Below are 13,605 nucleotides of genomic sequence, written 5' to 3'. Positions count from 1 at the left end.
ATATTTATCACATTTTTTGGAGCATCAGCCCGGCACGTAAACCACAGGCCACGTTGGGATTCGGAAAGAGAACGTATTCAACATCATGGGTGACAATAAAACGTTCATCACCGTCCTGCGCCAGCAAGGTTCCCTCTTTAAAAGAGGTAAAGTTGAGCGTCTGGTTATCCATATGAAGAATGAAATCGTCGCTACGTCGCGTGATTTGCGACACTACGCGGTAGCGCAGCGGAGATGTTTCTCCCGTCGATACTCGCTCGCCTCGCAGCAACTGCGCCAGTGCGTCTGCCGTTTGCGCAAACTGGGACAGATCGTTTTGTCCAAACGGCAGCGCTTTACCGAGTTCCAGCGTACAGGCCAGTGCGCCAAAATGTTCCCCGCTAAAATGGGTGAACGTACCGCCAGGCGTCTGATGAAAAACCAGCGCCTCCAGTCCCGCATCTCCCAGCCATTCAAGAAAACCCTCATCCCAGGCAACGTTGCGTTGTGGCAACACGCCAAAGCGCAGATGCAGTGAACCGCGAATCGCGGTGTGCAGATCCAGATGCCAGCGTGCTGGCTCTTTCGCCCGCGAATAAAAATCTTCCAGACACAGCTCAAGCTCATGGGCTCGGCGCGTTTCTTCACTCGCGGTAAAAATCTGCCACCGGCCGCCAAACATACGATTCAGGTCGCTATGACAATACCGTTTTCCTGCAGCAAGCGCCTGCGGGTTTCCCAGAATCACCAGTAGCCGCCATGTTAGTGCCAGCTCGCCGCTAAATAACCGGGACAACAATGAGTCGAGTATCTCTACCGGCGCGGTTTCATTGCCATGGATCCCCGCAGACAGCACCAGAGAATGTTCAACGGGTGCAAGCGGCGTCAGTTCCAGAATTCCGTGACCGATCCACTGCCAGTCAAAACCATGAATGGTTCCTTGCGTTTCCTCCGGAGTGGCACCTGCGAGCGTGATAGCCAGAAAGTTATCCATGGCGCATCCCCTCCAACTGGAAAGGATACACAGAGCCGAGGTTAAGCAATTGCGTCAGCGTATCCAGCGCTTCACGCCCCTCGCGCAACAGCTGTGGGTCGGCAAGGTCGGCAGCGGTAAGACGATCGCGATAGTAACGGTCAACCCAGTTATTCAACGTGTTAAACAGCATATCGTTCATGATAACCGCCGGATTCACCGCCTGCTGTTCCTGCAAGGTGAGCACCACTCTCAGGCGCAAGCATGCCGGACCGCCGCCGTTGGACATACTTTCACGCAGATCGAATACCCGCAGGTCATCGATCGGATTGTCTTCCTCGAGAAGACGGTTCAGATACCGCCACACGCCAGTATGCTCCCGGCACTCCTGCGGCAGGACCAGCATCATCGAACCGTCGTCACGACTCAGCAACTGACTGTTAAACAGATAAGTAGTCACCGCATCCTGCACCGAAACTTCCGCAGTCGGGACTTCCAGCGGGGTAAAACCTGCCACCTGACTACGCAACTGCTCTAATAACGCCTGCTGTCTAACAAACGCCTGCTGATGACAAAACAACACCTGGCGATTCGACACCGCAATCACATCGTTATGAAACACACCAAGATCGATGACATCCGGATTTTGCTGAGCAAAAATACACTGATGCGGGTTAACCTGATTCAGTCGTGCGACCGCCTCACTGGCCTCACGGGATTGCCTTGCCGGATAGCGCTTCGGCTGGGATGCATTGCCTTCTTCACGACCGTAAACAAATAGCTGTACACCGGGATCGCCGTAATCTCCACCGAGGCGGTTATGGTTTGCCGCCCCTTCATCACCGAAAAGCGCAACCTGGGGTAACGCACCGTGGACAGCAAAACTATTCTCATCACGGAAAATCGCCCGTAGCAACGCTTCGGTAGTAGGCGCTTCCAGCGAACGGTGGAACTTATTATTCAGATTCGCCACCGTCAGATGCACTTTCCCGTCCAGCGAATCTGCTGAAGGGCAAACCGTTGCCGCATTCGCTACCCACATAGGCGATGCGGAGCTGGCACTGGAGAGCCAGTGAGGTGCCTGACGCGCCACTTTCTCCAGCACCTGTTCGTCACTGCCGCTAAAACCCAACTGACGCAGAACCGGAATATAAGGCCGCTCGTGGGGGGGGATCACCGCCTGAGGAAAACCCGCATCCGCCAACGCTTTCATCTTTAGCAGACCTTGCTTCGCCGCCAGACGCGGGTTCGACACCTGAAATCGATGTTTGGTTGAGGCCTCATTACCAAATGACAATCCAGCATAGTGGTGAGTCAGTCCCACCAGGCCATCAAAATTTACCTCACGGGCTTTCATAGATTATCCTCGCGAGAAAAATCCAGCCCGGGGCTAAGCGCCGTTGGCAGCGTTAAGGCCGGTGATTCCAGACTTGCCATCGGCCAGGCGCAATAATCTGCGGCATACCACGCGCTGGCGCGATGGTTCCCGGAAGCGCCAACGCCGCCAAACGGTGCGGTACTCGCAGCGCCGGTTAACGGCTTATTCCAGTTGACGATCCCTGCTCGTGCCTCCAGCAGTAGCTGTTCAAACTGGCCGCGATCGGGCGAAACTAACCCACACGACAGTCCAAAGCGGGTGTTATTCGCCACACGAATCGCCTCATCAAAACTGTCATAACGCCATACGCCAAGCAGCGGCCCAAAAACCTCTTCATCAGGTACGTTCGCCGCCCCGGTCAGTTCAATGATTCCAGGGGTCAGCAGTGACGTTCCCGCTTTCACCAGACGTGGCGCCAACAGCGTACGTCCCCCCAACGACGCCAGACGCTGCCAGGCATCATAGACATGCTGCGCGGCCTGTTCGGAAATCAGTCCGCCCATAAACGGCTGCGGTTCCGCATCCCAGTTGCCGGGCATTAAACGCTGACTAATCTCCACCAGACGCGTCAGGAACGCATCACCCTGCGCGCCTTTTTTTACCAGCAGGCGGCGGGCACAGGTACAGCGTTGTCCGGCGGTGACAAATGCGGACTGAATGGTCAGATGTACCGCGGCATCAATATCCTCCGGATTCTCAATAATCAGCGGGTTATTACCCCCCATCTCGAGGGCGAGGATTTTTTCCGGTTGACCGGATAACTGCCGATGCAACTGATAACCGGTACTAGCACTGCCGGTAAACAGCAGACCATCGAGGTCTTCCAGCGCACTCAGAGCCTGCCCTGTTTCACGTCCGCCCTGCACCAGGTTCAGCACGCCCGGCGGCAATCCCGCCTGTTCCCACAGCTTTGTTACTGCTTCACCGGTCCACGGCGTCAACTCGCTGGGTTTGAAAATCAACGTATTGCCTGCCAGTAATGCCGGAACAATATGGCCATTGGGTAAATGACCAGGGAAGTTATACGGACCAAAAACCGCCAGCACGCCGTGTGGGCGGTGGCGCAACGTTGCCGCGCCATCCGGTAGTTCGCTGTGCTGCTCTCCGGTACGGGCATGGTAAGATTTGACGGAGATGGCGATTTTATTGATCATCGCCGTCAGTTCAGTCGCGGCTTCCCAGCGTGGTTTGCCGGTTTCCCTGGCGATAATCTGGGTTAGCTCGGACTTATTGCTTTCCAGCAATGAAGCAAACTTTTCAACAATCGCCTGGCGTTCACTGAAGGGCTGTTTAGCCCAACCGGCAAAAGCTGCACGCGCAGCCTGGCACGCTTGCGTCACCTGCGTGGCATCGGCATCATTGCCGTGCCACAGCACATCACCACCTACTGGGTTGGTTTTCACCCGGCGCTCGCCCAGTCCCGTCACCCAGTCACCGTTTATCCATAGTGTCATGCTGTTTTCTCCTCTGCACAAAGACGCACAAAACGTACATGGTCGCCCGCGTGGCATTTCAGGGCATCCAGTTGTGCCGCCGTCAGTACCAGACGTTGGGTATCCGGGTCTGCGCGAACCAGCATGACACGGAAGTTTTGATAGTTTTCATTGGCAACCAGACAGGCCGGATAATCGCCGATTGCTGGCTGACCTTCCGCCACTTCCACCAGCCTGCTTTTACGAATCGCCCGCACCCGGTCAATATCGCATTCCAGCGTCGGCCCGCCGTCGAAAATATCGACATAGTTGCGATAGCGAAAGCCCTCTTTCTCCAGCACCGCCCGCGCGGGCGCCGTTTGCGGATGTACCTGACCAATCACGCTTTGTGCTTCATCAGACAGGAAATCGGTGTAAATAGGATGCTTGGGCATTAATTCAGCAATAAACGCTTTTTGCCCTGTTCCGCAGAGAAAATCCGCCCGGCTGAACTCCATTGAAAAAAAGCGTTTGCCGAGGCTTTGCCAAAACGGCGAGTAACCGTGTTCATCGATCACGCCGCGCATCTCAGCCACGACCTTCTCATTAAACTTGTCACGAAACGCGGCCATAAACATAAAGCGCGATTTTGACAACAAATAGCCGTTGCCTTCTTTTCGCCAGTCCGGATCGAGAAACAGCGTACAAAGCTCGCTGCTACCCGTGTGATCGTTACTCAGAAACAGCGTCGGCAGCGCGTTATACACGTTCAGCTCTTTCGAGGCGTGGACCAGTGTGCCGACCCGATAGTTGTACCAGGGATCGTTAAGTCCTACCGCCACCTCAATGGCGCAAATCCCGGCCACGGTTCCGCTGGCGCTGTCTTCCAGCACAAATACATATCCCTGCTCACTTTTGGGCAACTCACCGCGCCAGGTTTGTAGCGAACGTTCGATACGCGCCATCAGCGTCGCTTCATTCGCCGGTAGCGAGGTCAATCCGCCGCCGGTCTTACCGGCAAGCTGCATCAACGCGGTGATATCAGCACGTTCAATGGGACGAATCACCATCATGATGAACCTCCTGCTTTAATGCGTTCGCAGGCCAGCGCAAAGCGATCCAGTCCGGTGGCGACTTCTTCTTCGCTGACATTGAGCGCTGGCGCAAAACGCACCACGTTAGCGCCAGCAATCAGTACCATCACCCCGGCAACAGCCGCTTCTTGCGAGATAAGTTTCGCTTTCCCGGCAAATTCCGCGTTCAGCACGCAGCCGATCAGCAGCCCGAGTCCACGAATTTCACTAAACAATCCAAAACGTTCGTTAATGGCGTTAATACGCTCCACAAACCAGTCGTGGCGCTGTTTTACTCCGTTGAGCACTTCCGGCGTGTTAACAATTTCCAGCAGTTTACCCGCCACCGCCGTCGCCAGCGGGTTGCCGCCGTACGTTGTACCGTGCGTACCCACCGTCATCACACTGGCGCAATGCTCTGTCGCCAGCAGTGCGCCGATGGGGAAACCACCGCCCAGCGCTTTAGCTGTCGTCAGCAGGTCCGGCGTAACGCCGTAATGCATATAGGCATACAGCTCGCCAGTACGGCCAACCCCGGTCTGAACCTCATCAAAAATCAGCAGCGCATTATGGCGATCGCATAATTCACGCAACCCCTGCAAAAACGCGTTTGTTGCCGGCACCACGCCGCCTTCGCCCTGGACAGGCTCGACGATGACCGCACAGGTCGTGTCATCAATCAGTTGGCTGGCAGAATCGAGATCGTTATACACGGCATGGCGGATATCCGGCGGCAGCGGCGCGAAATCCTGTGAATAGGCGGGCTGACCACCGGCGCTGACGGTAAACAGCGTGCGGCCATGGAAGGCATTTTTAAACGCCACAATCCCGCTCTTCTGGCTACCAAAACGATCGTGGGCATATTTACGCGCCAGTTTTAGTGCCGCTTCGTTGGCTTCTGCGCCGGAGTTACAGAAGAAAATGCGCTCGGCGAAGGTGGCGTCAATCAGCTTTTTCGCCAGACGCAATACCGGCTCGTTGGTGTAGCCATTTCCGGTATGCCAGAATTTGCTCGCCTGGTCGTTTAATGCCTCGCGCAATGCCGGATGGGCGTGACCCAGCGCGTTAACCGCAATGCCTCCCGCGAAATCGATATACTCTTTACCCTGCTGATCCCACAGACGTGAACCTTCACCCCGCACCGGAATAAAAGGGGCCGGAGCGTATACAGGCATCATCCATTCATCAAAATTTTCACGTGTAATTGACAGAGACATAGCGACCTCAACGGTAAATAAAAGGTTATTTATATGTTAATAAATATAGTGTTTGCGGTGTAAATGTAGATTGCAGGGTTCGTGCCAGCCAGCGAAAAAAGTGCATAAACGGAGGTCGAGGACGAAATATCAACAGGTTACAACGTGACGATATTCACTATACGTGCATATAAAGTGAATATGTTTGCGCATCAGGCGACTAAACAGAGGAAAAAACGCAGTTTTATTCAGTCGCCAAATATAATTCTGGAATTGTGATCGTATACGAAATTTTTCGGAAATTATTGCTCTATTCCGGCGCGCTTCGCGCCAAAACGGTGCAGTTTTTGCTCCATCGTTAACACCATTAGCAAACATTGTTGGAATCAGGTGACAAGAAGCAGTCAGTCTGCAGAAATTCTGCTACCATCCTTGCACTATTCATCTTGCAAAGTGGCAGTGACTATGAAATTTGTCTCTTTTAATATCAACGGCCTGCGTGCCCGTCCCCATCAACTGGCAGCCATTGTCGAAAAACACCAACCGGATGTTATTGGCTTACAGGAGACAAAAGTCCACGACGATATGTTCCCTCTCGAAGAGGTAGCAAAGCTCGGTTACAACGTCTTTTATCACGGTCAGAAAGGCCATTACGGCGTCGCGTTGTTAACGAAAGAAACGCCAATTGCGGTACGTCGTGGCTTCCCGGGCGAGGACGAAGAAGCGCAGCGTCGTATCATCATGGCAGAAATTCCGTCCCCTCTGGGCAGCATCACTGTGATCAACGGCTATTTCCCGCAGGGCGAAAGCCGCGACCATGAAACTAAATTCCCGGCCAAAGCCGCGTTTTATCAGAACCTGCAAAACTATCTTGAGACAGAGTTGAAGCGCGACAATCCGGTATTGATCATGGGCGATATGAATATTAGCCCAACCGATCTCGATATCGGCATTGGCGAAGAGAACCGTAAACGCTGGCTGCGTACCGGAAAATGTTCCTTCCTGCCGGAGGAGCGTGAGTGGATGGAACGCCTGCTGGGCTGGGGTCTGGTGGATACCTACCGTCACGCAAATCCTGAAAAGAATGACCAGTTCTCGTGGTTTGATTACCGCTCAAAAGGCTTTGACGATAACCGTGGCCTACGTATCGATCTGCTGCTGGCGAGCAACCCATTGGCGGAACGCTGCGAAGAAACCGGCATCGACTATGAAATTCGCAGTATGGAAAAACCGTCCGACCATGCGCCGGTATGGGCTAAATTCCGCGTCTGACCTTCTATGTTTTTTTACTCTCCGGGCCCGGCCTGGAGAGTCTGTTTATTCTGTGCAAAATCAATAAAGCGACGGTAATACATTGTTGCGGCCGGGAATTTATTATATCTTCGCGCGCACTTTTCGCTGACGAAAATGCTCCATTGCACTCGGTTTTACAGGAGAACCCCCATGAAAAAGAAGTTCGCATAAAGCAGAATACCGGCTGCTGATTGTCGCGGTCCTGTTCTGCGTTCTGGCGGGAGTTTTCCATCATTATGGTCTGACCGACCTGATAACCAATTTCCATCATTTGCAAGACGTCATCCGCCAAAGCGGTATGTTCGGCTATACGCTTTATATCCTGCTGTTTATTGTTGCTGCGCTGTGTCTGATCCCCGGCAGCATCCTGGTGATCGTCGGCGGTGTGCTGTTTGGCCCCGTGGCGGGGACGCTTATCTCGTTAGTGGCAGCAACCGTGGCCTCGGCGCTGTCGTTTTTGCTGGCTCGCTGGCTTGGACGGGATCTGCTCCTGAAATACGTTGGGCATACGACAATGTTTCAGGCTATCGAAAAAGGTATTGCCAATAGCGGAGTTGACTTTCTGATCCTCACCCGGCTCGTGCCGCTGTTCCCTTACAACATTCAAAATTACGCCTATGGGCTGACGGCTATTCCGTTCTGGTCATTTACCGTGATATCTGCGGCAACCACTTTACCAGGCATTTTTATTTATACGCTGATGTCGCACGAACTGGCCAGCGAAGGAATTAGTTGGGCATTTATCGGTAAGCTCAGCGTGGCGGGGATGGCGTTATTCGCCCTCGTACAGGCAACCAAAGCCTGGGCCCGTTATAAGCATGTCGATCCATCAGCTCCTCACGAGTGCGCAGATAAATGATAAAACGACGCATCCATTACTACCGCGCAGGAGTGATAATCCTTCTGCTGCTCGCGCTGATAGCGTGGGCGTGGATACCTGGCGTGAGCGATTTTCTCCACAGCAGCCTGGCGGCATTTGCCACGCTCGATCAGCATGCAATTGAGAATTTTATTCGTTCTTACGGAACTCAGGCGGCGGTCGTTTCATTCTTCCTGATGATCTTGCAGGCCATCGTCGCCCCGCTTCCCGCTTTTGTGATCACCTTTGCCAACGCCTCGCTGTTTGGTGCATTTTGGGGCGGCATATTGTCCTGGTGCAGCGCAATGGCAGGCGCGGCGCTGTGCTTTTTTATTGCCCGCGTTTTAGGCCGTGGCGCGGTGGAGAAACTGACCGGAAAAACGGTGTTGAACAACATGGACGCTTTTTTCGAGCGCTATGGCAAGCACACCATTCTGGTCTGTCGCCTGTTACCTTTTGTACCGTTCGATCCGGTAAGCTACGCAGCAGGCCTGACCTCGATTCGGTTTCGCCATTTTTTCATCGCCACCGGCATCGGTCAGTTACCTGCCACTATCGTCTATTCATGGGCGGGTAGCCTGTTAACCGGCGGTACATTTTGGTTTGTAACCGGCCTGTTCATCCTGTTCGCTCTGAGCATAATAATTTCAGTGGCGAGAAGCCTTTATCTTGAACATCAGCGAAAAAAAACCTGAGACTTCCCCCATTTTTAGCCATGGAGATACTATGCGTTACTGCTTATTGTGCCTGAGTTTAATGCTCTGTCCGCTGGCGACGTTTGCCCAGGACGACGGCTGGCAACAAATCAAAAATGATGCCCGCGGTCAGACGGTGTGGTTCAACGCCTGGGGTGGCGACAATGCAGTTAACCAGTATCTCGATTGGGTTAGCGGCGAGATGAAAACGCACTATGCCATTAACCTGAAAATCGTACGTCTCGCAGATGCCGCCGACGCGGTAAAACGTATCCAGACAGAAGCAGCATCCGGGCGAAAAACCGGGGGTTCTGTCGATTTATTGTGGGTTAACGGCGAAAACTTCCGCACTCTGAAAGAAGCCGGGCTTCTGCAAACTCAGTGGGCGCAAACGCTACCTAACTGGCGCTATGTTGATACCCAGAAACCGGTGACCGAAGATTTCTCCGTTCCAACGGAGGGGGCTGAATCACCGTGGGGCGGTGCCCAACTCACCTTTATTGCCCGGCGCGATCTCACCGCACAGCCGCCGCAATCTCCGCAGGCACTGCTTGAATTTGCGCAGGCGCACCCTGGCACGGTGACCTATCCGCGCCCGCCAGACTTTACCGGCACGGCGTTTCTGGAGCAGTTGTTAATTTCGCTCACCACCAAACCACAAGCATTGAAAGTTGCGCCAGATGCAGCGACATTCGCCGACGTTACCGCGCCATTGTGGCATTATCTTGATACCTTGCACCCTGTACTTTGGCGTGAAGGCAAAGATTTTCCGCCCACGCCAGCACGAATGGATGTACTGCTCAATAGCGGCACCCTGCGTTTGTCATTGACCTTTAACCCAGCCCACGCGCAGCAAAAAGTAGCCAGCGGCGAATTGCCTAAAAGCAGCTACAGTTTTGGTTTCTCACAGGGCATGCTCGGCAACGTGCACTTTGTTGCCATTCCGGCGAATGCCCGCGCCAGTGCCGCAGCAAAAGTCGTGGCAAACTTCCTGCTTTCGCCCGAAGCACAACTGCGTAAAGCCGACTCAACTGTCTGGGGAGATCCTTCGGTGCTTGATCCACAAAAATTACCTGTCGAACAGCGTGATGCGCTGCTGGCACGGATCCCACAAGGACTCCCTGCCATTCTGCCGGAACCGCATGCTGCCTGGGTAAACGCTCTGGAACAAGAATGGCTACGCCGCTACGGTACGCATTAATTTTGCTACTCTGGGCCATCATGGCGACAGTTTATCTGCCGTTGGTGCCAGCGGCTTTTTCTCTGATAGCGCCAGCCCTTAGCTTAACCCATTGGCTGGCTCTCTTTGCCGACCCTCAACTTCCACAGGCGTTACTGGCGACGCTTGTTTCCACAGGACTGGCTGCCGGCGGCGCACTAATCATCGCGCTGCTGGCGATCCTCGCTTTATGGCCCGGTGCAGGCTGGGCGCGACTAAGCACCCGTCTTCCGTGGCTGCTGGCGATCCCGCATGTTGCCTTCGCCACCAGCGTGCTGTTGGTTTTTGCCGAAGGCGGTAAAATCTGGCAATGGCTTCCGTTCCTCAGCCCACAGCCAGACCGTTTCGGCATTGGGCTTGGCGTGACGCTGGCGGTGAAAGAGAGCGCTTTTTTGTTATGGATCCTCTCGGCTCTACTGAGTGAAAAACAACTTTCGCAGCAGGTTATCGTGCTGGATTCGCTGGGTTACAGCCGACTGCAATGCCTGAACTGGCTGGTACTGCCCGCTATCGGCCCGGCATTAGGCAAAGCTATGCTGGCGATTGTTGCCTGGTCACTCTCCGTTGTGGATGTGGCAATCGTCCTCGGCCCCGGAAATCCGCCAACACTGGCCGTATTGAGCTGGCAATGGCTCAGTCAGGGCGATGTCGAACAGCAGGCGAAAGGCGCACTCGCCAGCCTGTTGCTGGTGCTGTTACTCCTCATTATCGCGCTGGTGAGTTATCTGTTGTGGCGCGCCTGGCGACGTACTATCCCGGCAGTAAATGGTGAACGCCCGCATTTTTCACCTATAACAATCGCACGCCCGCTGGTACAGATCTTGCCCGTCAGCGGTGTGGTATGCGCGCTTGTACTGGCGCTTATCGCCAGCTATTCCTCACTAAACCACGAGGCGCTCAGCAATAGCCTGCAGCTAGGGCTCCTTTCCAGCGTGTTAGCGCTACTGATACTTTTTGTCTGGCTGGAATGGGGTCCACAAACCGGGCACCGCTGGGTCTGGCTACCGCTCATTTTGCCTGTGCTACCACTGGTAACCGGACAATATCTGCTGGCGTTATATGCCGGACAGGATGGACTGATGACGACCATTATCTGGGGCCACCTGCTGTGGGTGATGCCCTGGATGCTATTTGTGCTTAAACCGGCCTGGCAGCGCATTGACCCGCGATTAATTTTGATTGCACAAACGCTGGGCTGGTCGCAGGGGCGGATATTCTGGCTGGTGAAATGCCCGCAGCTGGTGCGTCCGGCATTGATTGCCTTCGCGGTTGGCTTCTCGGTCAGTATCGCCCAGTATATGCCGACGCTGTGGCTAGGTGCCGGACGCTATTCCACGCTGACCACCGAAGCGGTGGCATTAAGCAGCGGCGGTAGCAGCGAGATTCTGGCAACACAAGCGTTGTGGCAGCTTCTTCTACCACTGCTCGTTTTCGCGCTCGCAGCCTTTCTCGCCGCGTGGATTGGCCGCTTTCGACAAGGACTCCGCTAATGCTCATTGTGCAAAACGTTTCGTTGTACCAGGGTGCGACTGCGCTGCTGAAGAACGTTACCTTTCAGGTTGATAAAAGTGACATTGTCACGATTATGGGTTCTTCCGGCAGCGGAAAGTCCTCGTTGTTTTCGTGGATGGTCGGGGCGTTGTCGCCTCAGTTACAGGCATCAGGCGAGCTGTGGCTCAACGAACGACGCGTTGACGCGCTGCCTACGGCGCAGCGCCAGATTGGCATTCTGTTCCAGGATGCGTTGTTGTTTGACCATTTCAGCGTTGGGCAGAATTTACTGCTGGCCCTACCTGCCAGCCTGCAGGGTTCCGCCAGACGACATGCGGTGGAAAGTGCTCTCGCGCGCGCTGACCTGACCGATTTTTATTCGCGCGATCCGGCGTCGCTCTCCGGCGGACAACGCTCGCGTGTCGCCCTGCTCCGCGCGCTACTGGCTCAGCCCCAGGCACTGTTACTTGATGAACCCTTTAGTCGGCTGGATGCGTCGCTACGCGACACCTTTCGCCAATGGGTCTTCACCGAGGTGCGTAAGTTGGGGATCCCGGTGGTACAGGTGACCCATGACGCGCAGGACGTTCCACCAGCAGGCCGCGTACTTCAGATGGAAAACTGGGCGTGAATGTGGCGATATGCTGCGTTAACGCAAGGTTTTTACTTAACCGGCGGCACAGAATGTCGTCCTCTTTTTTTCAACGTCGGGCTATTCGATGAAACGTGTTTCTCAAATGACCGCGCTGGCACTGGCTTTAGGGCTCGCTTGCGCTTCTTCCTGGGCAGCTGAAACAGCACAGACGCTCACCCTCGACCAGTTACAGCAAAAGCAAGGCGCGGCGATCGATACCCGTCAGAGCGCTTTTTACAACGGCTGGCCGCAGTCGCTTAATGGTCCTTCAGGACACGAACCTTCCGCACTGAACCTGTCTGCCGCCTGGCTCGACAAGATGAATGATGAACAACTCAGCGCCTGGGTTCAGTCACATCAGTTGAAAACTGATGCGCCAGTAGCGCTGTATGGTAACGATAACGACATACAGGCTGTCAAAGCCCGCCTGCAAAAAGTTGGCTTTAACCATATCTCCACCCTCAGCGATGCGCTTACGGACCCAGCCCGCCTGCAACGTCTGCCGCACTTCGAACAGCTGGTGTACCCGCAGTGGCTGCACGACCTGCAGCAGGGTAAAAACGTAACCGCTAAACCGGCGGGTGACTGGAAAGTGATTGAGGCCGCCTGGGGCGCGCCGAAGTTGTATCTGCTCAGCCACATCCCTGGTGCGGGCTACATTGATACCAACGAAGTTGAAAGCGAACCGCTGTGGAATAAAGTTTCCGACGCGCAGCTCAAAGCGATGCTGGCGAAACACGGTATCCGCCACGACACCACGGTGATTTTATACGGTCGCGATGTCTATGCCGCCGCTCGCGTGGCGCAAATTATGCTGTACGCAGGCGTGAAAGATGTTCGTCTGCTCGACGGCGGTTGGCAAACCTGGTCCGACTCAGGTTTACCGGTCGAACGCGGAACTCCGCCAACGGTGAAACCAGAACCTGATTTCGGCGTGAAAATCCCTGCCCAGCCGCAGCTGATGCTCGATATGGAACAGGCACGCGGTCTGCTGCATCGCCAGGATGCGTCTTTGGTGAGCATTCGTTCATGGCCAGAATTTGTCGGTACCACCAGTGGCTACAGCTACATTAAGCCAAAAGGTGAGATTGCAGGTGCACGTTGGGGCCACGCAGGCAGCGACTCCACGCATATGGAAGATTTTCATAACCCGGATGGCACCATGCGCAGCGCGGATGACATCGCCGCCATGTGGCAGCAATGGAATATCCTGCCGAATCAACAGGTCTCTTTCTATTGCGGTACCGGCTGGCGCGCTTCAGAAACGTTTATGTATGCCCGCGCGATGGGCTGGAAAAACGTCTCCGTCTACGACGGCGGCTGGTATGAGTGGAGCAGCAATCCAAAAAATCCGGTTGCCAGCGGTGAACGGGGCCCGGACGCCAGTAAGTAAGATTGTCATT

The 13,605-nt window shown here is 54.7% G+C and carries 12 protein-coding genes; 7 read left to right on the top strand and 5 right to left on the bottom strand.

From position 1 onward, the window contains the following. Positions 1–7 precede the first annotated feature (7 nt). The 5 genes from astE to astC are packed head-to-tail and all read right to left on the bottom strand — an operon-like array spanning position 8 to position 6,032. Positions 8–973 (bottom strand): succinylglutamate desuccinylase, encoded by a 966-nt coding sequence (astE, locus tag OGX66_RS06195; RefSeq protein ID WP_088902399.1) that lies wholly within the window; start codon positions 971–973, stop codon positions 8–10. Beyond that, positions 966–2,309 (bottom strand): N-succinylarginine dihydrolase, encoded by a 1,344-nt coding sequence (gene astB, locus OGX66_RS06190; RefSeq protein ID WP_003840896.1) that lies wholly within the window; start codon positions 2,307–2,309, stop codon positions 966–968. Before astB ends, astE begins: the two co-directional genes overlap by 8 nt. Beyond that, entirely contained in the window at positions 2,306–3,784 is a 1,479-nt protein-coding gene (gene astD, locus OGX66_RS06185; protein ID WP_286511022.1) for a succinylglutamate-semialdehyde dehydrogenase, read from the bottom strand. Before astD ends, astB begins: the two co-directional genes overlap by 4 nt. After that, on the bottom strand, positions 3,781–4,815 hold the full coding sequence (astA, locus tag OGX66_RS06180) for an arginine N-succinyltransferase (RefSeq protein WP_032936105.1): 1,035 nt from the start codon (positions 4,813–4,815) through the stop codon (positions 3,781–3,783). The genes astD and astA overlap by 4 nt, the downstream gene beginning before the upstream one ends. Then, positions 4,812–6,032 (bottom strand): succinylornithine/acetylornithine transaminase, encoded by a 1,221-nt coding sequence (astC, locus tag OGX66_RS06175; RefSeq protein ID WP_003840894.1) that lies wholly within the window; start codon positions 6,030–6,032, stop codon positions 4,812–4,814. The genes astA and astC overlap by 4 nt, the downstream gene beginning before the upstream one ends. 444 nt (positions 6,033–6,476) lie before the next feature. Here astC and xthA point away from each other — a divergent pair, with 444 nt between their 5' ends. From xthA to OGX66_RS06140, 7 genes are all read left to right on the top strand, one after another. Further along, entirely contained in the window at positions 6,477–7,283 is an 807-nt protein-coding gene (xthA, locus tag OGX66_RS06170; RefSeq protein ID WP_032949115.1) for an exodeoxyribonuclease III, read from the top strand. 223 nt (positions 7,284–7,506) lie between these two features. Continuing rightward, on the top strand, positions 7,507–8,163 hold the full coding sequence (locus tag OGX66_RS06165) for a TVP38/TMEM64 family protein (protein ID WP_174335258.1): 657 nt from the start codon (positions 7,507–7,509) through the stop codon (positions 8,161–8,163). Continuing rightward, complete coding sequence (locus tag OGX66_RS06160) at positions 8,160–8,858, top strand: TVP38/TMEM64 family protein (protein WP_088902403.1); 699 nt, start codon at positions 8,160–8,162, stop codon at positions 8,856–8,858. Before OGX66_RS06165 ends, OGX66_RS06160 begins: the two co-directional genes overlap by 4 nt. Positions 8,859–8,889: 31 nt before the next feature. Beyond that, positions 8,890–10,059: an ABC transporter substrate-binding protein gene (locus tag OGX66_RS06155; protein WP_057101655.1), complete on the top strand. Its 1,170-nt coding sequence runs from the start codon at positions 8,890–8,892 to the stop codon at positions 10,057–10,059. Beyond that, positions 10,032–11,567, top strand: coding sequence for an ABC transporter permease family protein (locus tag OGX66_RS06150; protein ID WP_270932855.1), 1,536 nt, complete (start codon positions 10,032–10,034; stop codon positions 11,565–11,567). The genes OGX66_RS06155 and OGX66_RS06150 overlap by 28 nt, the downstream gene beginning before the upstream one ends. Continuing rightward, on the top strand, positions 11,567–12,199 hold the full coding sequence (locus tag OGX66_RS06145) for an ATP-binding cassette domain-containing protein (protein ID WP_088902404.1): 633 nt from the start codon (positions 11,567–11,569) through the stop codon (positions 12,197–12,199). The genes OGX66_RS06150 and OGX66_RS06145 overlap by 1 nt, the downstream gene beginning before the upstream one ends. An 88-nt stretch (positions 12,200–12,287) precedes the next feature. Then, positions 12,288–13,595 (top strand): sulfurtransferase, encoded by a 1,308-nt coding sequence (locus tag OGX66_RS06140; protein WP_057101657.1) that lies wholly within the window; start codon positions 12,288–12,290, stop codon positions 13,593–13,595. Positions 13,596–13,605: the final 10 nt, after the last annotated feature.

Source organism: Citrobacter sp. Cf072, from assembly GCF_030334485.1.
Classification (GTDB): Bacteria; Pseudomonadota; Gammaproteobacteria; order Enterobacterales; family Enterobacteriaceae; genus Citrobacter; species Citrobacter freundii.
This window is presented reverse-complemented; position numbering and strand designations above follow the sequence as displayed.

Excerpts from the sequence above, each read along its gene's own strand:
- OGX66_RS06150 (WP_270932855.1), top strand. The coding sequence starts at position 10,032 with ATGGCTACGCCGCTACGGTACGCATTAATTTTGCTACTCTGGGCCATC.
- xthA (WP_032949115.1), top strand. The coding sequence starts at position 6,477 with ATGAAATTTGTCTCTTTTAATATCAACGGCCTGCGTGCCCGTCCCCAT.
- astB (WP_003840896.1), bottom strand. The coding sequence starts at position 2,309 with ATGAAAGCCCGTGAGGTAAATTTTGATGGCCTGGTGGGACTGACTCAC.
- OGX66_RS06155 (WP_057101655.1), top strand. The coding sequence starts at position 8,890 with ATGCGTTACTGCTTATTGTGCCTGAGTTTAATGCTCTGTCCGCTGGCG.
- OGX66_RS06145 (WP_088902404.1), top strand. The coding sequence starts at position 11,567 with ATGCTCATTGTGCAAAACGTTTCGTTGTACCAGGGTGCGACTGCGCTG.
- astC (WP_003840894.1), bottom strand. The coding sequence starts at position 6,032 with ATGTCTCTGTCAATTACACGTGAAAATTTTGATGAATGGATGATGCCT.
- astE (WP_088902399.1), bottom strand. The coding sequence starts at position 973 with ATGGATAACTTTCTGGCTATCACGCTCGCAGGTGCCACTCCGGAGGAA.
- astD (WP_286511022.1), bottom strand. The coding sequence starts at position 3,784 with ATGACACTATGGATAAACGGTGACTGGGTGACGGGACTGGGCGAGCGC.
- OGX66_RS06160 (WP_088902403.1), top strand. The coding sequence starts at position 8,160 with ATGATAAAACGACGCATCCATTACTACCGCGCAGGAGTGATAATCCTT.
- OGX66_RS06140 (WP_057101657.1), top strand. The coding sequence starts at position 12,288 with ATGAAACGTGTTTCTCAAATGACCGCGCTGGCACTGGCTTTAGGGCTC.
- astA (WP_032936105.1), bottom strand. The coding sequence starts at position 4,815 with ATGATGGTGATTCGTCCCATTGAACGTGCTGATATCACCGCGTTGATG.